Genomic DNA, 24265 nt, shown 5'->3' on the forward strand with positions numbered 1-24265 from the left:
GGCTCACGACTTCTTCCACAGACTGCCGACCATCGCGACGACCACGCCGAGTCCCACCAGGGCGGCGCCGGCCAGCAGCGTGACGTTGAGCCATTGGTGCAGACCGGCTTCGGCGTGTCCGACCATCGCCTCGGCGACGCGCCGGATGTCGCCGGTGGTGCGGTTGAGCGCCTTGTCGACGTAGCGGCCGGCGACCTCGAGGCCGGCCCACCCGGCCGCGCCGACGAGCAGGGCGGACACCCCCAGGCTGCTGAGCGCCTTGCCGCGCCGGCGCGCGGCGGCCAGCGTGAGCAGCGCGCAGACCCCGCACAACGCCGCCGCCCCCACGCTCACCCACGGCCCCCAGGTGGATAGCCGGCTCAGCCGCCCCTGACGCATCGCTTGTGGCATCGAAACCGTCAGCGGGACAGCCAGTTTCGCGGGAACCGTCACGTTGTAACGGCTGAGCAGCGGCCGGATCGAGTCGTCGCCCAGCATCGGGGCGACGTCGACCGCCCACTGATCGCCGTTCTCGCCGCCCCCCGGGTCACCGAACAGCCAGCCGTGCGCCGCGCGGTTGGCCTGGGCGAACAGCGGCGGGAAGGTTGGCCCGGCGGTGAAAGCGCTGGCGGCATCGTGCACGTCGGAGCTGTCGACGGGATAACGGCCCCCGCCGTGTTCGGCGATGAGAGCCATTGCCCGCGTGGTCAGTTCGGCCGCCATGGCGGACTGCAGGTCCGGGTCGGCCGCCGCCCCGCGCGCCAGCGCCGCGTAGCCGTCGGCGTCGACGACGTGCAGCTGCGTCCACGCCGCGGGGATGGCCACCGCCAGCGCCAGCGTGGTGATGAGCCACAACAGCACGCTCGCCGCGAATCGCACGCCTGCGAATCTACGCAATCCCCCGCACGTACGCGGCCTGCCCGAGGTGCTGGGCGCAGTCGTCGATGATGCTGACCAACCGGGCGCTGGCCGTCACCGGCGGATCCCAGTTGGTGTCCACGACGCGGGCTAGCTCCTCGGCGGTGATCCCGCTGAGGTATTCGAGGGTGAGCTCGTGCACCGCGTGGTAGTAGCCGGACAGCAGGTCCGCGGGCGCCTTCACCTTGGCGACGTCGTCGGGCGAATGCCCGTAGCCCATGTCGCCCTGTGGCAGGTCCAGTCCGAACCGGTCCACCCACCCGTCGCGCAGCCAGACCTGCTCGACCCCGGCCACGTCGGCCAGCTGGAGGTCCTGCACCCGCGCGCTGTGCCAGAGCAGCCACGCGATGCTGTTGGCGTCCGGGGTCGGCCGATAGGACGACACCTCCTCGGTCAATCCCTCGGTGATCTCGTCGACGTGTTCGATCAACCGGGTGAAGGCGTCGCGCAGGAGGTCTTGGATTACGGCGGCATCGTCGGTGCGGGCCATACTCGCGACACTACGGGAGCGCGCCGTGGAAGACAGCCTCGACGTTGTTGCCGTCGGGGTCGCGCACGAACGCGCCGAAGTAGCCGGGGTGGTATTCCGGCCAGAGCCTCGGCTCGTGCAGCGGTTCGGCGCCCAACTCCACGGCCACCCGATAGAAGGCGCGCACGGCGTCCTCGTCGGGCGCCTCGAACGCCAGGTGAACCTCGCGATTGGGTCCGGCCAGCGCGCCTGAGATCCAGAAGGTCGGCTTGCCCCCACGGCCATACCCGATGGCGGGGCCCACATCCAGCTGCCGGGAGAAGCCCAGCGTCTCCAGCACCGCGTCGTAGAACCGCTGGGACTTTGCGTAGTCGGCGCAGTTGATGCCCACGTGGTCGATCACGGAGAAGATCCTGGCACGAGCCGCCGCCACGGTCGTAGATTGTTTGGATGACTTACGACCTCATCATCCGCAACGGCACCATCGTCGACGGGCTGGGGGGTGAGCCGTACGTCGGTGACGTGGCGGTGGCCGACAACGTCATCAAGGCGGTCGGCGACGTGAACGGCGCCGCGGCGAACCGCGAGATCGACGCCACCGGGCTGTTGGTCACGCCCGGCTTCGTCGACCTGCACACCCACTACGACGGCCAGTCCATCTGGTCGGAGCGCCTGACGCCGTCGTCGGCGCACGGGGTGACGACGGTGGTGATGGGCAACTGCGGGGTCGGCTTCGCGCCGTGCCGCCAGTCCGACCACGACGTCCTGGTCGACGTGATGGCCGGCGTCGAAGACATCCCGGGCGTCGTGATGACCGACGGCCTGCCGTGGACGTGGGAAACCTTCCCCGAATACATGGACGCCCTCGATGCCGGCAAGCGTGACATCGATGTGGCCGCGTACCTGCCGCACTCGCCGCTGCGCGTGTACGTGATGGGGCAGCGCGGCGCCGACCGCGAGCCGGCCACCGAGGACGACCTGGCGAAGATGCGGGCGTTGGCCAAGGAGGCGATCGAGGCCGGCGCGCTGGGCTTCGCCTCGTCGCGGTTGACCATCCACAAGACCGAAAGTGGTTCGCCCATACCGAGTTACGACGCCGCCCGCGAGGAGATCGAGCAGATCGCCCGCGGCGTCGTGGACGGCGGCGGCGGCCTGCTGCAGTTCGTCCCCGACATCCCGGCCGGCGGCTACCAGCCCGTGCTGCAGACGGTGTTCGACGTTGCCGAGGACGTCGGGCTGCCGCTGACCTTCACCCTCGTCGTCGCCAATTCGGGTGACCCGTCGTGGCCGGACGCCATCACCATGATCGAGAAGGCCAACGCCGCGGGCGGGGACATCACCGCGCAGCTGTTGCCGCGGCCCATCGGGTTGATCATCGGGCTGCAGCTGTCGGCGAACCCCTTCGTGCTCTACCCCAGCTACCGCGAAATCGCGCACCTGCCGCTGGCCGAGCGGGTCGCCGAGATGCGCAAGCCCGAGGTCCGCGCCCGCATCCTGGCCGACAAGCCGGGGCAGGGCCACCCGATCCTGTACGTGGCCCAGATGTGGGACTGGATCTACCCGCTGGGCGAGGACCCCGACTACGAGCCCGACCCGTCGACCAGCATCGGTGCCCGCGCCCGCGCCAAGGGCGTGGAGCCGATGGAGGAGGCCTACGACAGGCTGCTCGACGACGACGGCAAAGCCATGCTGCTGGTCGCGACCAGCAACCTGCAGGGCAACTCGCTGGACACCGTCGGGGAGCTGTTGCACCGCGACGACGTGGTGCTCGGCCTCGGCGACGGCGGCGCGCACTACGGCATGATCTGCGACGCCAGCTACTCGACGTACTTCCTGACGCACTGGGCGCGGGACCGCAAGGCCGGACGGTTCACGGTGCCCGAGGCGGTTCGCGAGCTCACCTCGGTGCCGGCGCGCATCGCCGGGCTGAGCGATCGCGGCCGTATCGCCGTGGGCTACAAGGCCGATCTCAACGTCATCGACCACGCCGCCCTGCGCCTGCACAAGCCGGTCATCACCTACGACCTGCCCGCCGGCGGGCGACGCCTGGACCAGACGGCGGACGGGTATGTCGCCACGATCGTGTCCGGGGAAATCATCGCTGAATATGGCGTCCCCACCGCCGCCCGTCCGGGCAAGTTGGTGCGGGGCCGTCAGCCCGCTCCGGCGCCCTTGCAATAACGCCACCAAAAGTGGCATATACCAGCTAAGTTGGGTCCCGTGACGAACCCGCATTTTGCGTGGTTGCCGCCGGAAGTCAACTCGGCACTAATTTTCTCCGGTCCTGGTCCCGGGCCGCTGCTTGCTGCCGCGGCGGCGTGGGACGGGCTCGCCGGGGAGTTGGCGTCGTCGGCGTCGTCCTTTTCTTCGGTGACGTCGGATCTGGCCAGCGGGTCGTGGCAGGGCGCGTCGTCGGCGGCCATGATGACGGTCGCCAGCCAATACGTGAGTTGGCTTTCCGCGGCGGCCGCGCAGGCGGAAGAGGTGTCCCACCAGGCCTCGGCCATCGCGACCGCGTTCGAGGTGGCGCTGGCGGCCACGGTGCAGCCCGCGGTGGTGGCGGCCAACCGGGCCCTGGTGCGGGCGTTGGCGGCCAACAATCATCTGGGCCAGAACACCCCGGCGATCGCCGACATCGAGGCGGCCTACGACCAGATGTGGGCCTCGGACGTGGCGGCGATGTTCGGGTATCACGCCGACGCGTCGGCGGCCGTGGCGAAGTTGCCGCCCTGGAACGAGGTACTGCAAAACCTCGGGTTCTCCAACACCACCACCGCGGTCACGCGGCCCGCCAGTTCCGGCGCCGTCGCCCGCGGCTACACGTCGCGCATCGCCGGGTTCCTCACGCCCCCGGCGCCGCAGTAGCGCGGGGCCGCATCGGTTCGCGCCTATCCTGGGACATCATGCGCAGCAAGAAGAAAGTCGATTTCGCGGCGCTCGCCGACGCGCTCGTCGATTACCCGTACGCGTACCTGATCACCGTCGACGACGAATACCGCTCGCACACCGTGACGGTCGAACCCGAGTTGCGCGGACAGACCCTCGAGGTCGGTCTCATCGGCGGCCGCACGCAGCAGAACCTGGCCCGGCGCCGCGACGTCACCCTGCTGTGGCCCCCGGCCGAACCGGGCGGCTACTCGCTGATCGTCGACGGCGCGGCCGAGGTGTCGCCCGAAGGCGGAGCCGGTGACGCGGTGCGGCTCACGGTGACGCCCACCCGCGCGCTGCTGCACCGCGACGCCGACTCCCCCGATGCGGCCCGGGGCTGCCTGCACGACTGTGTGGTGTTCTCGCTGCCGGCCTAGCAGCGATCGCCGCCATCGGCCTAGCCGGGCGCAGCGGGTCGCCGCCATCGGCCTAGGGCCGTACAGTCTCATCCGTGAGCCGCATCGCGCCCCTCGCCCCGCCGTGGAGCGAAGAGGATGCCGCCGGCATCAACAGCTGGGGCCACCCGGACCGCACCTACGAGCCGCTGCTGTTGGTGCGTTGCCTGCAGCGCCATCCGGTGCTGGCCTCCCGGCTGCGCAAACTCGGCGAATCCCTTTACACCGCAGCGCTTTTGCCGCCCCGGACGCGGACCATCGCCATCCTTCGCATCTGCGCGCTGCTGCGCTGCGCCTACGAGTGGGGCGGGCAGGCCGCCTTCTGGGGCCCGATCGCCGGCGTCAGCGACGACGAGTGCGACGCGCTAGTGTTGGCGGGGGCCGACGACCCGCGGTGGGGCCCGGCCGAGCGGACGCTGATCGCGGCGGTCGACGAGTGCGAGCGCATCGGCTCGTGGTCGGAGGCGACATGGGAAGCGCTCGGCGACTTTCTGGACGACGAACAGCGCATCGAATTGCTCACGGCCGTCGGTTGGTACCGCACGATCTGCACGCTGTGCAACGCGCTCGCGCTTCCGGTGGAGGGCTGGATGCGGCCCTGGCCGGGGTCAGCCGGCTGACCGGTCCCTGCGCAGGCTCGGATGCTGACTCTTCAACAGCGGCAGCAGCACTCGTCGCGGCATGAACTGGAACAGGCGGGTGCTGATCTGGCTAGGCAGGCCGGGGATCACGGTTGGGCGGTCGCTCTCGAGCGCGTCGACCCCGGCGCGCGCCACCTCACGCGACGGCTTCCACATGAACTTCGGGAACGCGTCGGCGAAGTCGCGCTCGTCCATGCCGGCGCTCTTCACGAACTCGGTGCGCACCGGGCCGGGACACAGCAGCACGACGGTGACGCCGGTGCCGGCGAGTTCACCGCGCAGCCCTTGGGTGTAGTTGTTGACGAACGCCTTGGTGGCCGCGTACCCGACCTGCCCGGGGAAGGGTTGGTAGCCGGCGGTTGAGCCGACGTTGAGGATCGCGCCGCGGCCGCGCGGCACCATCCGCTGGACCGCGCGGGTGCTCAGGTCGATGACGGCCTCGACGTTGACCCGCACCTGCGCGATCTCGTCGGCCACGGGAATTTTCGTCACCGAGCCCATGGTGCCGATGCCGGCGTTGTTGACCAGGATGTCGGCCGTCAGGCCGCGGCGCTCGACCTCGTCGAACAGGCCGGCGCGGGCGGCGGAATCCGCGACGTCGCAGGCGATCACCTCGACGCGCACTCGGCCGGCGAGTTCGTCGGCCAGATCGCGCAGCCGGTCTTCGCGGCGGGCGACGAGCGTCACGCCGTGGCCGCGGTCGGCCAACTCGCGGGCGATGTCGGCGCCGATGCCCGACGACGCGCCCGTCACGACGGCGGTGCTGGTGGGTGAGGGAGCGGGAAGCGCCACGCGTTCAAACGTACAAGGCCGGCCAGGCGCCTCGAGTGTGCACTCTGGGCGTCGAGTGTGAGGCCAGGGCTTCGCGAGTGAAACCAGGGCGGGAAAATCGCGAAAAGCTCGCCGTGAGCTCACACCCAAAGCCCTGAGCTCACACTCGATGCGCGCCGCGGCGGCGTACCCGCCGAACGTGAAACCAGGGCGGGAGAATCGCGAAAAGCCCGCCGTGAGCTCACGCTCGGCGCCATCGCCACGAAAAAACCCGGCCCCTTGTGAGGGCCGGGTTTTTTCGTTGGCGACTTTTTAGAAGTCCATGCCGCCCATGCCACCGGTCGGGTCGCCGACGGGAGCGGCGGCCTTCTCCGGCTTGTCAGCGACGACGGCCTCGGTCGTCAGGAACAGGCCCGCGATCGACGCGGCGTTCTGCAGCGCCGAACGGGTCACCTTCACCGGGTCGGCGACGCCGGCCTTGAGCAGGTCCTCGTACTCACCGGTGGCGGCGTTCAAGCCGGTACCGGCGGGCGAGTTGCGGACCTTCTCGGCCACCACGCCGGGCTCCAGACCACCGTTGAAGGCGATCTGCTTCAGCGGAGCCTCGAGCGCGACGCGGACGATGTTGGCGCCGGTCGCCTCGTCACCGGTGAGCTTCAGCTCGTCCAGCGACGGGGTGGCGTGCAGCAGGGCCACGCCACCACCGGCGACGATGCCCTCCTCCACGGCCGCCTTGGCGTTGCGCACCGCGTCCTCGATGCGGTGCTTGCGCTCCTTGAGCTCGACCTCGGTCGCGGCCCCGGCCTTGATCACCGCAACACCGCCGGCCAGCTTGGCCAGGCGCTCCTGCAGCTTCTCGCGGTCGTAGTCGGAGTCGCTGTTCTCGATCTCGCTGCGGATCTGGGCCACCCGGCCGGCGATGGCGTCCGAGTCACCGGCGCCCTCGACGATGGTGGTCTCGTCCTTGGTGACGACGACCTTGCGGGCCTTACCCAGCAGGGCGACATCGGCGCTCTCGAGCGACAGGCCGACCTCTTCGCTGATGACCTGACCACCGGTGAGGATGGCCATGTCCTGCAGCATCGCCTTGCGGCGGTCACCGAAGCCGGGGGCCTTGACGGCCACCGACTTGAAGGTGCCGCGGATCTTGTTGACGACCAGGGTGCTCAGAGCCTCACCCTCGACGTCCTCGGCGATGATCAGCAGCGGCTTGCCGGCCTGGATGACCTTCTCCAGCAGCGGCAGCAGGTCCTTGACCGTCGACACCTTGGAGCTGACCAGCAGGATGAAGGGGTCCTCGAGGACCGCTTCCTGACGCTCGGCGTCGGTGACGAAGTAGCCCGAGATGTAGCCCTTGTCGAACCGCATGCCCTCGGTGAGCTCGAGCTGCAGGCCGAAGGTGTTGGACTCCTCGACGGTGATGACGCCCTCGTTGCCGACCTTGTCCATCGCCTCGGCGATGAGGTCACCGATCGACTGGTCGCCCGCCGAAATCGCCGCGGTGGCAGCGATCTGGTCCTTGGTCTCGACCTCCTTGGCCGACTTGAGCAGGGTCTCGGTGACCTTCTCGACGGCCTTCTCGATGCCGCGCTTGAGACCCAGCGGGTTGGCGCCGGCGGCGACGTTACGCAGGCCCTCGCGGACCAACGCCTGGGCCAGAACCGTGGCCGTCGTCGTGCCGTCACCGGCAACGTCGTCGGTCTTCTTGGCGACTTCCTTGACCAGCTCGGCGCCGATCTTCTCGTAAGGGTCCTCCAGCTCGATCTCCTTGGCGATGGACACACCATCGTTGGTGATCGTGGGGGCGCCCCACTTCTTCTCCAGGACGACGTTGCGGCCCTTGGGACCCAACGTCACCTTTACCGCGTCGGCGAGGGCGTTCAGCCCCCGCTCGAGGCCGCGACGGGCCTCTTCGTCGTACGCAATTGTCTTGGCCATTGCGAAGTGATTCCTCCGGATTGGGGATGACACGTTCTGGCCGGGTGCAGTGCCCGCGACGGACGACCGGGCTGTCGTTGGACCTGGTCTCACCGTCCCGACCTAGCACTCACTGGTCGCGAGTGCCAAGTCATTCTTAGCACTCGCCTATGCCGAGTGCAAGAAGTAGTGGGGCTCAGGGCAGGTCGAGCAGCTGCTCGTAGAAGCCGCCGAAGCCGCGCGGGCGGTCGACCAGATGGATCTCGAGGATCCAGTGGCAGATGCGCCCGCGCGGGTCGGTGCGGCGCATCGGCTTGTCCGAGCCGGGCATGATGTACCACTCGATGCCGGGGCCGGCGATCTTCTTGTGCGGGAACTCCCCCACCAGGTGCCCGGCGATCCGGCTGGCCCACGCGAAGCCCTCCGCGTGGGCCGCCCCGACGACGAAGTCGAACAGCTCGGCGCCGGTGACGTCGGGATTGCCGGCGAAGTAGTCGCGGCCGGCCTGCCACACGCGGGGCAGCGCGTCGCGGACGGCCCTCTTGTGTGGGTCGTCGCCCAACAGGAAGGTCCGGCCGAAGTCGGCCTCCCACTCCTCGAAGATCGGCCCCAGATCCAGGAAGACGATGTCGTCGTCGACGATCAGCCGGTCCGGCGGGCGCTCGTGGAACGGTTGCAGCGTGTTCTCCCCGGCGCGCACGATCCGCCGATGCCAGTGCCGGGTCACGCCGAACATTTCGCCGGCCAGATCGTGGATCTCATCGGAGAGCTCCTTCTCCCCGACCCCGGGCCGAATCATGGCCCGCCGCTCGATCTCGTCGAACAGTTGCGCCGCTTTGCGTTCGGCGTCCAGCAGCCGTTCCACGCGCAGTTCCTCCGCGGCCTCCATCCACGCGATGTTATGCGCACACTGGAGCCATGTCCCTCGTCGTGCCGCCCTACCCGCCGGCCCGCTACACCGCCGAAGAGCCGGAGATCAACGCCTGGCTCAAGCGGGCCGACCAGCCCCCGGACTACGAGACCTCCGGCGTCAAATACCACTACCTGGCCAACCAACAGGACACCGCCGGCGACTACGGCCTCTATCGCGTCGACATCGCCCCGGCCGGCGGCGGTCCCCCGGCTCACTTCCACCGGGCCATGTCGGAGGCCTTCTTCGTGCTCTCCGGGACGATGAAGCTCTACGACGGCACCGAGTGGGCCGACGGGCACCAGGGCGATTTCCTCTATGTCCCCCCGGGCGGCGTCCACGGCTTCCGCAACGAGGCCGACGAGCCGGCGTCGATCCTGATGCTGTTCGCGCCGGGCGCCCCCCGCGAGGCCTACTTCGAAGGCTTCGCGGCGCTGGCCGACATGACCGACGAGGAACGCCGGGAGTGGTTCGTCCGCCACGACAACTACTGGGTCTGACCGCCCAGGTCGCCGTCGACGTAGCGCTGCAGGTTGGGGGCGATCGCGGCGATGGCCTCGTCGTCGGTCATCGAGGCGACGGGCTCGATCTTCCACACGTAGCGCATCAGCGCGAACCCCATCATCTGTGACGAGATGAGGCCGCTGCGGATCAAGCGGTCCCGGTCGTCGCTGCCGAGCCCCGAGACCCCCATCAGGCTGCCCTCGACCACTCGACGGAGTTTGTCGCGGGTGACGGGGTCGTGCGCCGCGGTCTGCAGGATGGCCCGCAGCGTCGGCCCGATCTCGTCGTCGGCCCAGCTGGCCAGCAGCAGCTGCAGCAGCGCGGCGCCGAGCCGCTCGACCGGGGTGGCCCACACCTCGGCCACGCGGTCCAGCCACTGCTGGGGCGGGTTGGTCGCGGCGTCGAGCAGCCCTTCCTTCGACCCGAAGTAGTGGTAGACCAGCGCCGGGTCGACGTCGGCCCGCCGCGCGACCGCCCGGATCGTGGTGCCGGCCCAGCCGTGCACGGCGAATTCGTCGCGCGCCGCCGCGGCGATCCGCGCGGCGAGCACCCCCCGTTTGTCCCGGGGTCCAGGCGTCGTCGCCGTCTTCGCCACGAGTTTCATCGTAGCGTGAATTTCTCCTTGCGTTGAAACTAATTTCATCGTAGCGTGAGACTAGTCTCAACGGTCCGTGAAAATCTTGAGGAGCGGTCCCATGTACACCTACGACATCGATGCCGCGGCCATGTTCGACGACCGCACCGACCAGTTCGCGAAGTTCGGCGTTCCGCTCGAGGACATCGAGCGGGTCCGCTCCGCCGTCGACGACATGTGGGACGACGCGCCGGGCGGCTGGGTCTACGAATGGTCGCGGGTGGCAAGGGATTACGCCGAGCGCGGGGACCACCGGATGGCGTCCCTGGTGTATGGGTGCGCCAAGTTCCCCTGCCTGACGGACGCCGCCCGGGTCAAGGCGCTGCAGCACCAGCTCGAGCAATTTCAGTTGGCGGCCAACGGCTTTCCGGTGCACTTCGAGCGCCGCATCGTCGCCGTCGGGTACCGCGGCGGATCGGTCGAGGTGCCGGTGCACCTGTATTCGGCCGACGGCCGATACGTGGACCGGGCGGTGCTGATCGCCAGCGGCGGTGTGGACACCTGGAAGATGGACATCCACCCGTGGTGGGTCGCATTCACCCAGGGCGCGGGCGTGACCACGCTGGCCTTCGACCATCCCGGCACCGGCGAGACGGACATCCCGCTCGATGAACACGCCGACGAGGTGATCCGCGGCCTCATCGGCTACGCCCGGACGCTGGGCGACGGCCGGGTCGCCCACTTCGGCGCGTCATTCGGCGGGAACTTCGCCGCGATGTCCGGGCTCACCGGAATCGTCGACGCCGCAATCGAACTCGGCGGCCCGGTGGTCGACGCGTTCGCCGTCGAGAACATCGCAAAGCTGCCCTACGGCATGCGCGACATCGTGGGCAACGCCATGCACTGGGATCACTCCCCCACCCTCGAGGAGCTCAGCGTCGGCCTCAGCCGACTCAACCGACGGGATCTGCTTGCCCGGCAAGGCAATTCGGAAATGTTGGTGATCAATGGCGCCGACGACTACTTCGTCCCGCAGTCCGACACGCTCGTCTTCCAGGGCCGCCCCGACACCGAGGTGCACCTCATCGAGGGCACCGGCCATGTCGCCATGAGCAAGGCGCCCGAGGTGGTGCCGCGGGTCATCGCCTGGCTGCGCGCGCAGATGACAACCGAGCGATGACGCGCCCGGCAACATCCGGCCGGGGTGAGTATGTTTTGGGCCATGGCTTCCAACGACAAAGAAACCCGCGCCTGGTCGGAGAGTGACGTCCCGGATCAGAGCGGGCGCGTCGTCGTCATCACCGGCGCGAACACCGGCATCGGGTATGAGGCGGCCGCCGTGCTGGCCCACCGCGGCGCCCACGTCGTGCTCGCGGTGCGCAACCTCGAGAAGGGCAACGCGGCGCTGTCGCGCATCGTCGCCGCCGGGGGGCAAGGGTCCCGAGAAGTAGACGTCACGCTGCAGCAGCTGGATCTGACCTCGCTGGACGCGGTCCGGTCGGCCGCCGACGCGCTGCGCGCGGCCTACCCGCGCATCGACCTGCTGATCAACAACGCCGGGGTGATGTGGACGCCCAAGCAGGTCACCGCGGACGGATTCGAATTGCAGTTCGGCACCAACCATCTGGGCCACTTCGCGCTGACCGGGTTGCTGCTCGACCACCTGCTCCGCGTGCGGGATTCGCGGGTGGTGACCATCAGCAGCCTCGGCCACCGGCTGCGCGCCGCGATCCACTTCGACGACCTGCAATGGGAACACCGGTACGACCGGATCGCCGCCTACGGGCAATCCAAGCTGGCCAACCTCCTGTTCACCTACGAGCTGCAGCGCCGGCTGGCGGCCACGCCCGACGCGAAGACGATCGCCGTGGCCGCGCACCCCGGCGGCTCCAACACCGAGCTGACCCGCAACCTGCCGGCGATCTTCCGGCCCGCCGCCGCGGCGCTGGGCCCGGTGCTGTTCCAGAGCGCGGCCATGGGTGCGCTGCCGACGTTGCGGGCCGCCACCGATCCGGACGTCCAGGGCGGGCAGTACTTCGGCCCGGACGGATTCCTCGAGCAGCGTGGCCACCCGAAGCTCGTCAAGTCCAGCGCCCAGTCCCACGACGCGGAACTGCAACGCCGGCTGTGGGCCGTCTCCGAAGAGCTCACCGGCGTCCGCTTCCCGGTCTGACGCGCGGATAATGGCCCCGATGCGATCAGTCGCGGAACATCAGCGCGTCGTCACCGATTTGATTCGTCCGCGGCCGCCGGTTTCGGTCGCGCTGACCGACGCCCAGGGCCTGGTGCTGGCCGAGGACGTCATCGCACAGCTGGCCCTGCCGGTCTTCGACAACTCCGCGATGGACGGCTACGCGGTGCGCGCCGAGGACACGGCGTCCGCGACGCCGGAAAACCCGGTGGTGTTGCCGGTCGCCGAGGACATTCCGGCCGGGCGCACCGACGAGCTGACGCTGCAACCCGGTACGGCGCACCGGATCATGACGGGCGCCCCGCTGCCGGCGGGGGCGACGGCGATCGTTCCGGTCGAGGCCACCGACGGCGGGGTGGACGTCGTGTCGATCCGCGAGCCCCGCGAGGCCGGCAAGCACATCCGGCGCGCGGGTGAGGACGTCGCCCCCGGCACCACCGTGTTGCGCCGCGGCCAGGTCGTGACGCCGGCGGTGCTCGGCTTGGCCGCCGCGCTGGGGATCGCCGAGCTGCCGGTGATCCCGCGCCAGCGGGTGCTGGTGATCTCGACCGGATCGGAGCTGGTGACCCCGGGCGTCCCGCTGCGGCCGGGGCAGATCTACGAGTCCAACTCGATCATGCTGGCCGGGGCGGTCCGGGATGCGGGCGCCGATCTGGTCGCCGTCGCGACCGCGGAAGACGATGTGGCCCAATTCAGTTCGATCATCGACCGGTACGCGGCCGACTCCGATTTGATCATCACCAGCGGCGGTGTCAGCGCCGGCGCCTACGAGGTGGTCAAGGACGCCTTCGGGCGCGAGGGCGATCAGGGCGTGGAATTCGTCAAGGTTGCGATGCAGCCCGGGATGCCGCAGGGCGTGGGCCGGGTGGCGGGCGCGACGATCGTCACGCTGCCCGGCAACCCGGTCAGCGCGCTGGTGTCCTTCGAGGTGTTCATCCGGCCGGCGCTGCGCACGGCGATGGGCCTGCCCGACCCCGAACGCCCGCACCGGTCCGCCGTGCTCGCCGAGTCGCTGACCTCGCCGCGGGGCAAGCGGCAGTTCCGGCGCGCGGTGCTCAGCGACGACGCGAGCTCGGTCACCAGCTACGGGCCGCCGGCCTCGCACCACCTGCGCTGGCTGGCGTCGGCGAACGGGCTGCTCGACATCCCCGAAGACGTCGTCGAGGTGCCCGAGGGAACGCGGCTGCAGGTCTGGGATCTGCGCTAGCTGTACTGACCGGGGACGTTGGTGACCTAGCCCGCGGGCGTGGCCACGTCCCGGTGGAATTCGTCGGCCTTGTCGAAGGCCGGGTTGTAGCGGATCGCGATGCCGACGATCGACATCATCACCGGGATGGTGGCCAGCGCCGCCGACAGCCCCACCCAGCCGGACAGGTGACCGATCAGCGGCGGGCCGAGCAGGTAGCCCAGCCAGCCCGTCGCCGCCACGATGGCGATCGCCGATCCCGCTTCGCTCGCGCCGTAGGCCGCGCTGAACGCGGTGGGCACCAGCAGCGCCACGCCGACGCCCAGTGCGGCGAAACCGAGCACGCCGACGGCCGCGTTGGCGGTCGCCAGCGTCACGCTCATGCCCGCCACAGCCACCACCGCCAGGGCCGGCAGCAGCCGGCGACTGGGAACCCGCGCGTGCAGCCGGGGCGCTCCGAACCGGGTGATCACCATCGTCAGCGTGTAGGCCGCGTAGCTCAACGCCGAGACGCTCGGGCCGGCGCCCACGACGTTGCGCAGGTAGTTGGCCGACCAGTCGGTGGCCGCGCCCTCGCACAGAAACGACGCGAACGAGACCGCGGCCAGGATCGCCACCGTCGGCGTCATCCAGGCCCGCCGGCCTTGGGGGGTGGGTCCCGAAGACGCGTCGGAGTCATCTGCCGCATCGGGGATCAGGCGACGGGTGAGCGTTCCCACCACGATCAGCACGACCGCCCCGAGGACCGTCAGCTGGGCGGTCAGCCCGATGCCCGCGCCGACGCACGCCGCGCCGATGACGGCCCCCACCAGCGTCCCGACGCTCCACATGCCGTGGAACCGCGCCATGATCGGCGCCCGGGCGGCCCGCTCGACGGTCGCGGCCTGGGTGTTCATCGCGACGTCCAGCGCGCCCTGGAACGTCCCCCACAACGCCAGCGCGCCGAAGAGGGCGGCCCCGGATTTGGCCAGCCCCACCGTCGTCCCCGCGACCGCATAGCCGGCGACCATGACCGGGATCAGGCGGTGGCTGCCCCAGCGGCGCAGCGCCCAGTGGCTTGCCAGCGTGGCCACCACCGATCCCAGCGGGGCGCCGAACAGCGCCGTTCCCAACGCCGCGTCGGAGAGGCCCAGCTCGTCCTTGACCCGCGGAATGTGGGCGGCCCACGACGAAAACACCAGACCGTGGGCGATGAATGCGGCCGTGACACCGCGTTTCGCCCGACGCACCGGTGTCGCCCGCCGATCAGCACTGTGCGGTTGCATGTCGAAGGTGAACGTTCCCTCTGCGGGCGTCCACGAATCAATCGCGGGCTCCGTAAGATGGCCGCGTGGCACGACGCCCCCGCACTATCGGCCCCACGGCTTCGGACCCGGGCTTCAGCCCCCAACACGCGCTGGAGCTGGTGCGCTCCGCCGTCCCGCCGGTGCACCCGGCCGGGCGGCCGTTCATCGGCGCCGGGCTGGCGCTGGCCCTGGCCGGCCGCCGTCACCGCTGGGTGCGACGGGCGGGCCTGCTGGCCGCGGGGGCCTGCGCGGGGTTCTTCCGGCATCCCCCACGGGTGCCGCCCACCCGGCCCGGGGCCGTCGTCGCCCCCGCCGACGGCGAGATCTGCGTGATCGACTTCGCCACCCCGCCCGCCGAATTGAGCATGGGCGACGCGGCGCTGCCGCGGGTCAGCATCTTCCTGTCGCTGCTGGACGCCCATGTGCAGCGCGCACCGGTCAGCGGCGAGGTGATCGCCGTGCAGCACCGGCCGGGCCGCTTCGGGTCGGCCGACCTGGCCGCCGCCAGCACCGAGAACGAGCGGACCAGCCTGGTCATCAGCACCCCGGGCGGTGCCGACGTGGTCGCGGTGCAGGTCGCGGGGCTGCTGGCGCGGCGGATCATCTGCGACGCGCACGTCGGGGACAAGCTGTCGATCGGCGACACCTATGGGCTGATCCGGTTCGGCTCCCGGCTCGATACCTACCTGCCGGCCGGCTGCGAACCGCTGGTGAAAGTCGGCCAGCGCGCGATCGCCGGCGAGACCGTGCTGGCCGAGCTGCCATGATCAGCAAGCCGCGCGGCCGGGCGGTCAACCTGCAGATCCTGCCCAGCGCGATGACGGTGCTCTCGGTGTGCGCGGGCTTGACCTCGATCCGGTTCGCCCTCGAACACCAGCCCAAGGCCGCGATGGCGTTGATCGCGGCGGCGGCCATCCTCGACGGTCTGGACGGGCGGGTGGCGCGCATCCTGGACGCCCAGTCGCGGATGGGCGAGGAGATCGACTCGCTGGCCGACGCGGTGAACTTCGGCGTGACGCCGGCGATCGTGCTCTACGTGACGCTGCTGACCAACTCGCCGGCGGGCTGGGTGGTGATCCTGCTCTACGCCGTCTGCGTCGTGTTGCGGCTGGCGCGGTTCAACGCGTTGCAGGACGACGGCAGCCAGCCCGCCTACACGCACGAATTCTTCGTCGGCATGCCCGCGCCGGCCGGGGCGATCTCGATGATCGGCCTGATCGGGCTCAAGCTGCAGTTCGGTGACGGCTGGTGGACCTCGCCGCTGTTCCTGTGCATCTGGATCACCGGGACCTCGATCCTGATGGTCAGCAAGATCCCGATGCGCAAGATGCACGCGGTCGCGGTGCCGCCGAGTTGGGCCGCCCCGCTGCTGGCGATCCTCGCGATCTGCGCGGCCGCGGCGGTGCTGGCGCCCTACGTTTTGATCTGGGTGATCATCATCGCCTACCTGTGCCACGTGCCGTTCGCCATCCGCAACCAGCGCTGGCTGGCCGCCCACCCCGAGGCGTGGGACGACGAACCCAAGCAGCGTCGCGCCACCCGCCGCGCGATCCGCCGGGCGCAGCCCAACCGTCGATCGGTCGCGCGGCTGGGCCTGCGAAAGCCGGGCAGGCGCGTGCCGTGACGGCCGGCGGGTCCGGCGACGATGCGGGCCGCTCCGGGCCGCTGAGGAGCGGAGCCATCAATCCCGCGTCCCGTCAGCTCACCTTGACGGCTCGGCTGAACACCTCGGCCGTCGACTCCCGCCGCGGCGTCATCAGATTGCATCCGAGCGCCGTTGCCGCCCTGGGGATTCGGGAGTGGGACGCGGTGTCGCTGATCGGGTCGCGGACCACGGCGGCGGTCGCGGGCCTGGCCGGCCCGGGCACGCCGGTCGGCACCGTGTTGCTCGACGACGTGACGCTGTCGAACGCGGGGCTGCGGGAGGGGTCCGCGGTGGTCGTCGGCGCGGTCACGGTCTACGGCGCGCGGTCGGTGACGCTGTCCGGCTCGACGCTGGCCACCCAGTCGATCACGCCGGACACGCTGCGCCAGGCCCTGCTCGGCAAGGTGCTCATGGTGGGCGACGCCGTGTCGCTGCTGCCCCGCGACCTGGGACCCGGCACGTCCACCTCGGCCGCCACCCGGGCGCTGGCCACGGCGGTGGGCATCAGCTGGACCTCGGAGCTGTTGACCGTCACCGGTGTCGACCCCGTGGGGCCGGTCAGCGTGCAGCCCAACTCGCTGGTCACCTGGGGCACCGGCGATGTCGCGTCCGGCGCCGCGACGCCGTCGCGGATCTCGGTCGAGGTCGCCCGGCCGGAGATGGTCGTCGAGGAGCTCAAGGGCACCCAGCCGCAGGCCGCCAAGCTCGTCGAATGGCTCAAGCTCGCGCTCGACGAACCGCACCTGCTCAAGACCCTGGGCGCCGGCACCAACCTCGGGGTGCTGGTGTCCGGCCCGGCCGGGGTGGGCAAGGTGACGCTGGTCCGCGCGGTCTGTGGCGATCGCCGGCTGGTCACGCTGGACGGCCCGGAGGTCGGCGCGCTGGCCGCCGAAGACCGCCTCAAGGCGGTGGCCTCGGCGGTGCAGACGGTGCGCGACGGCGGTGGCGTGCTGCTGATCACCGACGTCGACGCCCTGCTGCCGGCCGCCGCCGACCCGGTGGCCTCGCTGATTCTGGGCGAGCTGCGCACCGCGGTGGCCAGCGACGGCGTCGCGCTGATCGCCACCTCCGCGCGACCCGACCAGCTCGACGCCCGCCTGCGGGCGCCCGACCTGTGTGACCGCGAGCTGGGCCTGCCGCTGCCCGACGCCGCCACCCGCAAAGCGCTACTGGAGTCGCTGCTCAAGAACGTCCCCGCCGGCGGGCTGGATCTCGACGAGATCGCCTCACGCACACCGGGTTTCGTCGTCGCCGACCTGGCCGCGCTGGTGCGCGAGGCTGCGCTGCGGGCGGCGTCGCGGGCCAGCGCCGACGGCCGGCCCCCCGAGCTGAACCAGGAGGACCTGGTCGGCGCGCTGAGCGTCATCAGGCCGCTGTCCCGTTCGGCCAGTGAAGAAGTCAGCGTCGGCGACATCACCCTCGAGGACGTCGGCGACATGGCCGAGGCCCGCCAAGCGCTGACCGAGGCCGTGTTGTGGCCGCTGCAGCATCCCGACACCTTCGCCCGGCTGGGCGTCGACCCGCCGCGCGGCGTGTTGCTGTACGGCCCGCCCGGCTGCGGCAAGACATTCGTCGTGCGCGCGCTGGCCAGCACCGGGCAGCTGTCCGTGCACGCGGTCAAGGGCTCCGAGCTGATGGACAAGTGGGTGGGCAGTTCGGAAAAGGCGGTGCGCGAACTGTTTCGGCGCGCCCGGGATTCGGCGCCCTCGCTGGTCTTCCTCGACGAGGTCGACGCGCTCGCGCCGCGGCGCGGGCAGAGCTTCGACTCGGGCGTCACCGACCGGGTGGTGGCCGCGCTGCTGACCGAGCTCGACGGCGTCGATCCGCTGCGCGACGTCGTCGTCCTGGGCGCCACCAACCGCCCGGATCTCATCGACCCGGCGCTGCTGCGTCCCGGCCGGCTGGAGCGGCTGGTCTTCGTCGAACCCCCCGATGCCGCCGCCCGCCGCGACATCCTGCGCACCGCAGGCAAATCGGTTCCGCTGAGTGCCGACGTCGACCTCGACGAGGTGGCCGCCGGGCTCGACGGCTACAGCGCCGCCGACTGCGTGGCGCTGCTGCGGGAGGCCGCCCTCACGGCCATGCGCCGATCCCTCGATGCCACCGACGTGACGGCCGCCGATCTCGCGGCGGCGCGCGAAACCGTCCGCCCCTCATTGGATCCCGCGCAGGTCGAGTCCCTACGGGCGTTCGCCAAAGCTGTTTAGCACGGCCAGCGCCGAGGCGGCGACGTCCTTTTCGAGCCAGGACGGCATCGGGTCGTCGTGGGCGTGGCGGCGCACCACCGCGTAGGGCAGGTCGGCGACCGCGCGCGCGACGGCGTCGACGGAGCGCGGCCTGGCGTTCCCGTACAGCTGCCGGGCCAACACCGCGATCCGCTCGGTCAGCGGGGCGTTCATCGCGGTGAGCGTCTGCCGGAATGCCGCGTCGGGCTCCTCGTCGAGCAGGTCGCCCGGGCGGATCGTCAATAACAGCCGGGCGTCCTCGGGCAGGGCGCGCGCGAAGCCGACGGCCGCCACCGCCATCGCCACGGCCGTGTCCGCCGGCGTGTCCCCGTCGGCTGCCAGCGCCCGCGCCTGGAAGCGTTCCAGCGCCCGCAGCCACGCCGCCGTCAGGACGCCGTCGCGGTTGCCGAAGCGGTGATACAGCGTGCCCGCCGGTGCTCCACTGGTTTTCGCGATGGCGGCGACGCTGGCCGCGCGCGGTCCGCCGTCGAGCACCAGCGCCCGGGCGGCGTCGAGGATCACATCGGTTTCATGCTTCCGCGGAGGCGCCATGATCTAGTACAGTCCTTCTATATGGAACGATTACCCTATATCGACGAGCATGCCATAACCCTCGACGCGAACCGCGCAGACACGTGGTCGGCGCTGCTGCGGGTGATGTGCCGCGACCCGCATGACGCGACGACGGTGCCGGTCGGCTTCGTCCTGGACGAAGCGCGCGCACCGGCGCGGTTCGCGCTGAAGGGCCGCCACTGGTTCGCGATCTACCGGTGGGTGTTCGAGCTCGACGAACTCGACGGCACCGCCCGCACCCGGCTGCGCGCGGCGACCTGGGCCGCGTTCCCGGGCATCCACGGGAAGGCGTATCGGGCGCTCGTCATCGGCACCGGCGCGCACCGCGTCGCCGTAAGGTGGACGCTGAAACGCGTTGCGGCAAGGGTTCATTCACGTAGTACGCCGGTTCCGTGACGCCGGGCCTGACGTGGGGGGTCAGGCCCTGGGAGCGAACGACACCGCTGCCCTGCGACGGCGTCCTGCCCTCGGCCGGCGTCCGGGCCGACCGCGCGATCAGCATCGCCGCGCCCCCGTCGATCGTGTTCGGTTGGCTGTGCCAGTTGCGCGTGGCGCCTTACAGCTACGACAGCCTCGATAACCTCGGGCGCCGCAGCCCCCGCCGGCGCGACCCCGAGCTGACGCGACTTGCGGTCGGGCAGCGATTCATGACCATCTTCGTCTTGCGGTCGTTTCTCGACGGTCGGCAGATCACGTTGCGGTCCAAGGGTGTGGCCGTCACGTATGCGATCCGCCCCGAAGGGGAGGGCTCGCGGCTGCATGCGCGCGTGTTGTTCGCCGGGCCCCGGCTCCTCGCTCAGGCCCTGGCGCTGGGGGACCTGCTGATGATGCGCAAGCAGTTGCTCACGCTGAAGTCATTGGCCGAGACCGAAGCCGGCCACCGTCGGATTCCAGCTCTCACACCAGCGCGCTCCCATCCCAGAACGGGCTCAACCCACCCCAGACCCGGTTGGTGATGTGGTGGTCGAGGGTCCGCGTCGCATCGATGAGTGGGTGATCTTCACCGAGCACACGACCACCGTCATCGATGAGCTTTCGGGTGCGCGCCGCGGCCGGGTCGAATTCGTGGCCGTTCCATAGCCACCAGGCGAGGTAGTACCTCCATTGCAACGTTTCGATGTGATCGTTGCCCAGCGTGCGGGCGCAGCGGGCGAGCGCCCTTTTCACCTCCACCGCGTGTTCCATGAGATCCACGCGCTCGGAGCGTTGTTCGTCGGCGTCTTCGGCGACTTTGGCCACGGCGTCGTCGTCGAGATTGCCCGGGTCCATCCAGTCCCGCCCGGGCATGACATCGATCTCGCGGTCTTCGGATTCGGCGTCGACGAAGAGATCGAAAGCAATGTTGCGGGTCTCGTTGACGCTGTCCTCCCATTCGGCGCGGGCGGCGCCGAGTCTCTGGGCAGCCTCGACCGTCACGGGATGCTGCTCGCCGAGAACGCGCGCGAGATCCTCGGCCAGGACCTCCCATTCGGAAACTCGCTCGACCTCGTCGGCAGTCTCCGGTGTCCAGACAGCGCGGTTGTAGCGCGCGATCAGCGTGTGCTCGTGGTCGTGGCCGAGCGTGTTCTGCAGGGCCACGATCAGCTCGTCGAACTCGTTGAGGGTGTGATCATTGATACCCTCGGCCTCCCCCAGCCACGTCAGCCGCGACAGTTGCGCGGCCAGCGTGTGGGGATGATGCTCGCCGAGCAGACGCCGGCGGTAGCCGACGACGATCAACGCGTCGGTGCTGGCGCCGAAGGGGTCTCCGAGGTCGTGGCGTGCTTGTGCCACCCCGAAGGCGGCCGCCAAGGTCAATTCGTTACGGGGGCCGAAGACCCGAGTCTCGGCGCCGCACAACTGCACCCAGCGCAGCAGCCGGGCGGCGGGATCACCGCCGGCATCCTCGGCGGCGGCCAAAGTGTGGGTGACCCACAACGTGTCCGCTTGCTCGGCGCCGAGTACCCGGGTCATCACCGGGACGAGCTCGCGCAGCTCATCGACGCTGCCCTCGTCGCCGCGGTGGTAGCGCCAAATCGCGACCAGCCCCGCCACGCCAAGGGTGGAGGGATGTTCGTCTCCGAGTGTTTCGCGCCTGACGGCCAGCACCTGGCCGGCATCGTGGACGGCACCGAGGCTGTCCCCGGCGGTCCAGCGCGCGGACGCCAGCGCGAGCAGCGCGGTCAAGGTTGACTCGTGATGGGGCCCGAATGTGGCAAGCGCCGAGCGCCATTCCGTGTCGGCGCGCGCAACCGGATCGGCCGCGTCGGCGGGTTGATCTGGGCCGTCAGACATGTGCACTCCTTTTCGTCATGCCAGTCTCCGGCTCCCGAGCCCGCGCCGCCAGTCACCGGCGGTAAGGACTTCGCAGCCGCGAACCAGCCGCGTCGATAGGTTGGACCGCATGACCGAGCATCCAACGGCACTTCAGATCGTCGAGGGAATCGATTTGTCCGGCAAGACATGTGTGATCACCGGCGCGTCGTCGGGACTGGGCCGCGAGTCGGCCCGGGCGCTGGCCGCCGGGGGCGCGCACGTCATCCTGGCCGCACGCAACCCCGAAGCGCTGGCGGAGACGGCCCGGTGGATCGCGTCCGAGGTTCCGGCTGCCCGGACGTCGACGGTATCGCTCGACCTCACCGACCTGTCCAGCGTGCGCGCGGCGGCGAGCGCGGTCGCCGGCATCACGCCGGTCGTCGACGTGTTGATGAACAACGCCGGCGTGATGTTCACACCCTTTGGCCGGACCCGGGACGGCTTCGAACTGCAAATCGGGACAAACCATTTCGGGCATTTCGAGCTCACCCGGCTGCTGATCCCCCAGCTCACCGCCGCCGGCGCCGCCCGGGTGGTGATCCTGTCGTCCGGTGGCCACGTGATGGGTGACGTCGACGTCGACGACCCCAACTGGGAGCGTCGCGAATACGACAAGTTCGCCGCCTACGGCGCCTCCAAGACGGCGAACGTCCTGCATGCGATCGAAGCCGACCGGCGCCTGCGCGACGCGGGAATTCGCGCCTACGCCGTGCATCCGGGCACCGTGGCGACCGCGCTCGCGCGGTACATGTCGCGCTCGGACTTCTCCGCGCTGCGCAGCCTCGTCGCCGAAAACAGCCGCGAGCCCTCCGACGGCTTCCTCGATTTCGTCATGCCCGAACACGGTGCGGCAACGCAGGTATGGGCCGCGGTAAGCCCCGACCTCGCCGGCCGCGGCGGCCTCTACCTGCAGGACTGCGGGATCGGTGAGGCAGCGCCGCACGCTCGCGACGAGCGGCGCGCGGCGCAACTGTGGGAGCTCTCCGAAAGGCTTTGCGCCGCGCACTGATTCGGTCACGGTTCGGGAAGCGGTGTCCAATCTTGCGACAGCCGCGCGGTGAAATTCGGCGGGCGGCGGTCCAGGAAGGCGGCGACGCCCTCAGCGGCGTCGGCGCCGCCCATCACCCGCTCGTGCAACCGGGTCTCCAGCGCGGCGACCTGCCGCGGTGTGTAGTGATGGATCGCGCTGTCCCACAGCAGGCGTTTACACAGCGCGACCGACATCGGGGCCACGTTGACCGCGATGTCGCGGGCCGCCGTCAGCGCGTCGTCGAGGACCCGCTCGCCGGGCAGGGCCCGATTGGCGATCCCGAGCGTCACGGCCTCGGCCCCGCCGAACGTCCGGCCGGTGAGCAGGATGTCGGCGGCCACCCCCAGGGTGGTCAACTGGGTCAGCGTCCAGTGCGCCATGCAGTCGGGGATCACGCCCCGCCGTACCTGCACCACACCGTATTTGGCGTCCTCGGCCAGGATCCGGATGTCCGCCTGTAACGCGATCGTGAGGCCGATTCCGATGGCGTGGCCGTTGACCGCGGCGATCACCGGTTTGCGCAATTCGAAGGCCGCCGGGGTGATCGGCGACGCCGAGAACGTGCCGTCGGCGGCGGGCGCATCGAACGGGCTTGCGCCACCGGAGAAGTCGGCGCCGGCGCAAAAGGCGCGTCCCGCCCCGGTCACCACGATGGCCCGCACGTCGTCGTCCTCGTCGCACTCCCGGTACGCGCGGCTCAGCAGGGCGCCCATCTCGGCGGTGTAGGCGTTGAGCTGTTCGGGGCGGTTGAGCGTGAGTACCGCGACGCCGGAGTCGATTTCGACCGTCAGGTCATCGCTCATGGCAGGGCCGGCGCCCGGTGCAGGGCGCCGATCAGGTCGGCGATGTCGGCGTCGCGCGGCGTGTAGCCGGGGAAGTAACAGCACACCTCCCCCGCGTGCTCGCCGAACCGGCCGGCGATCTGCCGCGCGCATTCCTCGGGCGTTCCGACGATCCCGATCCGGGCCACCATCTCGTCGCTGACCAGCCGGCGCATCTCGGCGAAGCGGCCCTGCTTGGACAGGGCGTTGAGCTCGGGCTGGACATCGTCCCAGCCCTCGACCTGCAGCACCGGCAGGTAGGCCGGCGTCGAGCCGTAAAACGCGATGAGGGACGCCACGCCGTTGACCGCGGCCGCCAGATCCGCCTCGTCGCGGCCGACGGCAACCATGGCCTGGGCGATGACGGTGAACTCACCGAACGCCCGGCCCGAACGGCGCAGCCCCTCGGCGATCGCGGGCACGGTGCGTTCGGCGAAATGGCGGGCGCTGTTGAACGGCATCACCAACAATCCGTCGGCGACCTCGGCGGCGGTACGGGTCATCACCGGTCCCAGCGCGCCCAGCAGCACCGGCGGCGGCCCGAACGGGTTGGGCCCGGGGTTGAAGTTGGGCGCCATCACGGTGTGCGTGTAGAACTCGCCGCGAAAGTCCAAGCGGCCCTGGTTTTCCCACGCGGCGAAGATCGCCTTGATCGCGGCGATGGCCTCGGCCATGCGGGCCGCGGGCTTGTCCCATTTACTGCCATAACGCTTTTCGATGTGCACCTTGATCTGGGAGCCGAGGCCGAGGCGGAACCGCCCGCCGCTGTAGCACTGCAGGTCGTAGGCCGAGTGCGCCAGGTGCAACGGGCTGCGCGGCGGCGCGATCGCCACGTTCGTCATGAGGTCCAGGCCGGTCGTGCCGGCGGCGAGGAGCAGCGGGAAGAAGACGTCGTGCTGGCCTTCGAACGTGAACAGGCCATCCGCGCCCGTGGCGGCGATGTCGGCGGCGCTGGCCGCCGCACCCGCCGGTGAACCGTCCACCTGCAGGTGAACCTTCATCGTAAG

General features: G+C 70.3%; 25 protein-coding genes and 1 pseudogene. 14 read left to right on the forward strand and 12 right to left on the reverse strand.

What is annotated here, in order from left to right:
• Nucleotides 1-3: 3 nt before the first annotated feature.
• Genes OCQ_RS22920 through OCQ_RS22930 form a run of 3 tightly spaced genes read right to left on the reverse strand, consistent with a single transcriptional unit; the run spans nt 4 to nt 1769 of the window.
• The gene (locus OCQ_RS22920; RefSeq protein ID WP_014385881.1) at nt 4-858 is read right to left on the reverse strand and encodes a hypothetical protein; all 855 of its coding nucleotides are present in this window, start codon (nt 856-858) and stop codon (nt 4-6) included.
• Between the two features lie 10 nt (nt 859-868).
• Nucleotides 869-1387, reverse strand: coding sequence for a mycothiol transferase (locus OCQ_RS22925; RefSeq protein ID WP_008261300.1), 519 nt, complete (start codon nt 1385-1387; stop codon nt 869-871).
• A 10-nt stretch (nt 1388-1397) separates the two neighbouring features.
• Complete coding sequence (locus OCQ_RS22930; protein ID WP_008261301.1) at nt 1398-1769, reverse strand: VOC family protein; 372 nt, start codon at nt 1767-1769, stop codon at nt 1398-1400.
• A 47-nt stretch (nt 1770-1816) separates the two neighbouring features.
• Between OCQ_RS22930 and OCQ_RS22935 the strand changes: the two genes are divergently transcribed.
• The 4 genes and pseudogenes from OCQ_RS22935 to OCQ_RS22950 all read left to right on the forward strand — a co-directional run bounded on the left by OCQ_RS22935 (nt 1817) and on the right by OCQ_RS22950 (nt 5309).
• Complete coding sequence (locus OCQ_RS22935) at nt 1817-3547, forward strand: N-acyl-D-amino-acid deacylase family protein (protein ID WP_008261303.1); 1731 nt, start codon at nt 1817-1819, stop codon at nt 3545-3547.
• A 39-nt stretch (nt 3548-3586) separates the two neighbouring features.
• A pseudogene (locus OCQ_RS22940) lies at nt 3587-4207 on the forward strand (PPE family protein); the annotation flags it as partial.
• 62 nt (nt 4208-4269) lie between these two features.
• The gene (locus OCQ_RS22945; protein WP_008261307.1) at nt 4270-4671 is read left to right on the forward strand and encodes a hypothetical protein; all 402 of its coding nucleotides are present in this window, start codon (nt 4270-4272) and stop codon (nt 4669-4671) included.
• A gap of 74 nt (nt 4672-4745) precedes the next feature.
• Nucleotides 4746-5309 (forward strand): carboxymuconolactone decarboxylase family protein, encoded by a 564-nt coding sequence (locus OCQ_RS22950; protein WP_014385882.1) that lies wholly within the window; start codon nt 4746-4748, stop codon nt 5307-5309.
• On the opposite strand, the gene OCQ_RS22955 is transcribed toward OCQ_RS22950, so the two are convergent.
• The 3 genes from OCQ_RS22955 to OCQ_RS22965 form a co-directional block, all read right to left on the reverse strand.
• Nucleotides 5298-6122: an SDR family NAD(P)-dependent oxidoreductase gene (locus OCQ_RS22955; protein ID WP_014385883.1), complete on the reverse strand. Its 825-nt coding sequence runs from the start codon at nt 6120-6122 to the stop codon at nt 5298-5300. The two genes, OCQ_RS22950 and OCQ_RS22955, sit on opposite strands and share 12 nt — an antisense overlap.
• A gap of 291 nt (nt 6123-6413) precedes the next feature.
• On the reverse strand, nt 6414-8039 hold the full coding sequence (gene groL / locus OCQ_RS22960; protein WP_008261313.1) for a chaperonin GroEL: 1626 nt from the start codon (nt 8037-8039) through the stop codon (nt 6414-6416).
• A gap of 175 nt (nt 8040-8214) precedes the next feature.
• Complete coding sequence (locus OCQ_RS22965) at nt 8215-8907, reverse strand: M24 family metallopeptidase (RefSeq protein ID WP_014385884.1); 693 nt, start codon at nt 8905-8907, stop codon at nt 8215-8217.
• A gap of 29 nt (nt 8908-8936) precedes the next feature.
• Here OCQ_RS22965 and OCQ_RS22970 point away from each other — a divergent pair, with 29 nt between their 5' ends.
• Nucleotides 8937-9428, forward strand: coding sequence for a cupin domain-containing protein (locus OCQ_RS22970; RefSeq protein WP_014385885.1), 492 nt, complete (start codon nt 8937-8939; stop codon nt 9426-9428).
• Here the strand turns inward: OCQ_RS22970 and OCQ_RS22975 are convergent.
• Nucleotides 9416-10036, reverse strand: coding sequence for a TetR/AcrR family transcriptional regulator (locus OCQ_RS22975; protein WP_014385886.1), 621 nt, complete (start codon nt 10034-10036; stop codon nt 9416-9418). The genes OCQ_RS22970 and OCQ_RS22975 overlap by 13 nt on opposite strands.
• A gap of 91 nt (nt 10037-10127) precedes the next feature.
• On the opposite strand from OCQ_RS22975, the gene OCQ_RS22980 reads away from it, so the two are divergent.
• Genes OCQ_RS22980 through moeA form a run of 3 tightly spaced genes read left to right on the forward strand, consistent with a single transcriptional unit; the run spans nt 10128 to nt 13404 of the window.
• Nucleotides 10128-11186 (forward strand): alpha/beta fold hydrolase, encoded by a 1059-nt coding sequence (locus OCQ_RS22980; RefSeq protein ID WP_014385887.1) that lies wholly within the window; start codon nt 10128-10130, stop codon nt 11184-11186.
• Between the two features lie 42 nt (nt 11187-11228).
• Complete coding sequence (locus OCQ_RS22985; RefSeq protein WP_014385888.1) at nt 11229-12179, forward strand: SDR family NAD(P)-dependent oxidoreductase; 951 nt, start codon at nt 11229-11231, stop codon at nt 12177-12179.
• Nucleotides 12180-12198: 19 nt separating this feature from the next.
• On the forward strand, nt 12199-13404 hold the full coding sequence (moeA, locus tag OCQ_RS22990) for a molybdopterin molybdotransferase MoeA (RefSeq protein ID WP_009953499.1): 1206 nt from the start codon (nt 12199-12201) through the stop codon (nt 13402-13404).
• A gap of 26 nt (nt 13405-13430) precedes the next feature.
• Here moeA and OCQ_RS22995 read toward each other — a convergent pair whose 3' ends face one another.
• On the reverse strand, nt 13431-14648 hold the full coding sequence (locus tag OCQ_RS22995; RefSeq protein WP_051019754.1) for an MFS transporter: 1218 nt from the start codon (nt 14646-14648) through the stop codon (nt 13431-13433).
• Between the two features lie 65 nt (nt 14649-14713).
• On the opposite strand from OCQ_RS22995, the gene OCQ_RS23000 reads away from it, so the two are divergent.
• Genes OCQ_RS23000 through OCQ_RS23010 form a run of 3 tightly spaced genes read left to right on the forward strand, consistent with a single transcriptional unit; the run spans nt 14714 to nt 18521 of the window.
• Nucleotides 14714-15436: a phosphatidylserine decarboxylase gene (locus tag OCQ_RS23000; protein ID WP_179945046.1), complete on the forward strand. Its 723-nt coding sequence runs from the start codon at nt 14714-14716 to the stop codon at nt 15434-15436.
• Entirely contained in the window at nt 15433-16293 is an 861-nt protein-coding gene (gene pssA, locus OCQ_RS23005) for a CDP-diacylglycerol--serine O-phosphatidyltransferase (RefSeq protein WP_008261338.1), read from the forward strand. Before OCQ_RS23000 ends, pssA begins: the two co-directional genes overlap by 4 nt.
• A gap of 56 nt (nt 16294-16349) precedes the next feature.
• Nucleotides 16350-18521: an AAA family ATPase gene (locus OCQ_RS23010; protein WP_036455285.1), complete on the forward strand. Its 2172-nt coding sequence runs from the start codon at nt 16350-16352 to the stop codon at nt 18519-18521.
• On the opposite strand, the gene OCQ_RS23015 is transcribed toward OCQ_RS23010, so the two are convergent.
• Nucleotides 18495-19091: a TetR/AcrR family transcriptional regulator gene (locus OCQ_RS23015; RefSeq protein WP_009952557.1), complete on the reverse strand. Its 597-nt coding sequence runs from the start codon at nt 19089-19091 to the stop codon at nt 18495-18497. The two genes, OCQ_RS23010 and OCQ_RS23015, sit on opposite strands and share 27 nt — an antisense overlap.
• Before the next feature lie 21 nt (nt 19092-19112).
• On the opposite strand from OCQ_RS23015, the gene OCQ_RS23020 reads away from it, so the two are divergent.
• Together OCQ_RS23020 and OCQ_RS23025 are read left to right on the forward strand one after the other, a co-directional pair.
• Nucleotides 19113-19508, forward strand: a complete 396-nt coding sequence (locus OCQ_RS23020) for a hypothetical protein (RefSeq protein WP_014381261.1) — start codon at nt 19113-19115, stop codon at nt 19506-19508.
• The gene (locus OCQ_RS23025) at nt 19505-20068 is read left to right on the forward strand and encodes a hypothetical protein (RefSeq protein ID WP_036454036.1); all 564 of its coding nucleotides are present in this window, start codon (nt 19505-19507) and stop codon (nt 20066-20068) included. The genes OCQ_RS23020 and OCQ_RS23025 overlap by 4 nt, the downstream gene beginning before the upstream one ends.
• On the opposite strand, the gene OCQ_RS23030 is transcribed toward OCQ_RS23025, so the two are convergent.
• A complete protein-coding gene (locus OCQ_RS23030) occupies nt 20010-21386 on the reverse strand; it encodes a tetratricopeptide repeat protein (RefSeq protein ID WP_225337356.1) in 1377 nt (458 codons plus the stop codon). The genes OCQ_RS23025 and OCQ_RS23030 overlap by 59 nt on opposite strands.
• A 109-nt stretch (nt 21387-21495) precedes the next feature.
• Between OCQ_RS23030 and OCQ_RS23035 the strand changes: the two genes are divergently transcribed.
• Nucleotides 21496-22416 (forward strand): SDR family NAD(P)-dependent oxidoreductase, encoded by a 921-nt coding sequence (locus OCQ_RS23035; RefSeq protein WP_014943007.1) that lies wholly within the window; start codon nt 21496-21498, stop codon nt 22414-22416.
• A gap of 5 nt (nt 22417-22421) precedes the next feature.
• Here OCQ_RS23035 and OCQ_RS23040 read toward each other — a convergent pair whose 3' ends face one another.
• Together OCQ_RS23040 and OCQ_RS23045 are read right to left on the reverse strand one after the other, a co-directional pair.
• Nucleotides 22422-23240: an enoyl-CoA hydratase-related protein gene (locus OCQ_RS23040; RefSeq protein WP_014385892.1), complete on the reverse strand. Its 819-nt coding sequence runs from the start codon at nt 23238-23240 to the stop codon at nt 22422-22424.
• Nucleotides 23237-24259 carry a TIGR03617 family F420-dependent LLM class oxidoreductase gene (locus OCQ_RS23045; RefSeq protein ID WP_008261357.1) on the reverse strand — a complete coding sequence of 341 codons (1023 nt, stop codon included), beginning with the start codon at nt 24257-24259 and terminating at the stop codon, nt 23237-23239. The genes OCQ_RS23040 and OCQ_RS23045 overlap by 4 nt, the downstream gene beginning before the upstream one ends.
• Nucleotides 24260-24265: the final 6 nt, after the last annotated feature.

The organism is Mycobacterium paraintracellulare (assembly GCF_000276825.1).
Classification (GTDB): Bacteria; Actinomycetota; Actinomycetes; order Mycobacteriales; family Mycobacteriaceae; genus Mycobacterium; species Mycobacterium intracellulare.

What these genes read in the sequence shown, in the direction of transcription:
- moeA (WP_009953499.1), top strand. Translation starts at nt 12,199, where the DNA reads ATGCGATCAGTCGCGGAACATCAGCGCGTCGTCACCGATTTGATTCGT.
- OCQ_RS23030 (WP_225337356.1), bottom strand. Translation starts at nt 21,386, where the DNA reads ATGTCTGACGGCCCAGATCAACCCGCCGACGCGGCCGATCCGGTTGCG.
- OCQ_RS22980 (WP_014385887.1), top strand. Translation starts at nt 10,128, where the DNA reads ATGTACACCTACGACATCGATGCCGCGGCCATGTTCGACGACCGCACC.
- groL (WP_008261313.1), bottom strand. Translation starts at nt 8,039, where the DNA reads ATGGCCAAGACAATTGCGTACGACGAAGAGGCCCGTCGCGGCCTCGAG.
- OCQ_RS22925 (WP_008261300.1), bottom strand. Translation starts at nt 1,387, where the DNA reads ATGGCCCGCACCGACGATGCCGCCGTAATCCAAGACCTCCTGCGCGAC.
- OCQ_RS22985 (WP_014385888.1), top strand. Translation starts at nt 11,229, where the DNA reads ATGGCTTCCAACGACAAAGAAACCCGCGCCTGGTCGGAGAGTGACGTC.
- OCQ_RS23045 (WP_008261357.1), bottom strand. Translation starts at nt 24,259, where the DNA reads ATGAAGGTTCACCTGCAGGTGGACGGTTCACCGGCGGGTGCGGCGGCC.
- OCQ_RS23020 (WP_014381261.1), top strand. Translation starts at nt 19,113, where the DNA reads ATGGAACGATTACCCTATATCGACGAGCATGCCATAACCCTCGACGCG.
- OCQ_RS22995 (WP_051019754.1), bottom strand. Translation starts at nt 14,648, where the DNA reads ATGCAACCGCACAGTGCTGATCGGCGGGCGACACCGGTGCGTCGGGCG.
- OCQ_RS22970 (WP_014385885.1), top strand. Translation starts at nt 8,937, where the DNA reads ATGTCCCTCGTCGTGCCGCCCTACCCGCCGGCCCGCTACACCGCCGAA.
- OCQ_RS22945 (WP_008261307.1), top strand. Translation starts at nt 4,270, where the DNA reads ATGCGCAGCAAGAAGAAAGTCGATTTCGCGGCGCTCGCCGACGCGCTC.
- OCQ_RS22975 (WP_014385886.1), bottom strand. Translation starts at nt 10,036, where the DNA reads ATGAAACTCGTGGCGAAGACGGCGACGACGCCTGGACCCCGGGACAAA.
- pssA (WP_008261338.1), top strand. Translation starts at nt 15,433, where the DNA reads ATGATCAGCAAGCCGCGCGGCCGGGCGGTCAACCTGCAGATCCTGCCC.
- OCQ_RS23015 (WP_009952557.1), bottom strand. Translation starts at nt 19,091, where the DNA reads ATGGCGCCTCCGCGGAAGCATGAAACCGATGTGATCCTCGACGCCGCC.
- OCQ_RS22965 (WP_014385884.1), bottom strand. Translation starts at nt 8,907, where the DNA reads ATGGAGGCCGCGGAGGAACTGCGCGTGGAACGGCTGCTGGACGCCGAA.
- OCQ_RS23035 (WP_014943007.1), top strand. Translation starts at nt 21,496, where the DNA reads ATGACCGAGCATCCAACGGCACTTCAGATCGTCGAGGGAATCGATTTG.
- OCQ_RS23040 (WP_014385892.1), bottom strand. Translation starts at nt 23,240, where the DNA reads ATGAGCGATGACCTGACGGTCGAAATCGACTCCGGCGTCGCGGTACTC.
- OCQ_RS22935 (WP_008261303.1), top strand. Translation starts at nt 1,817, where the DNA reads ATGACTTACGACCTCATCATCCGCAACGGCACCATCGTCGACGGGCTG.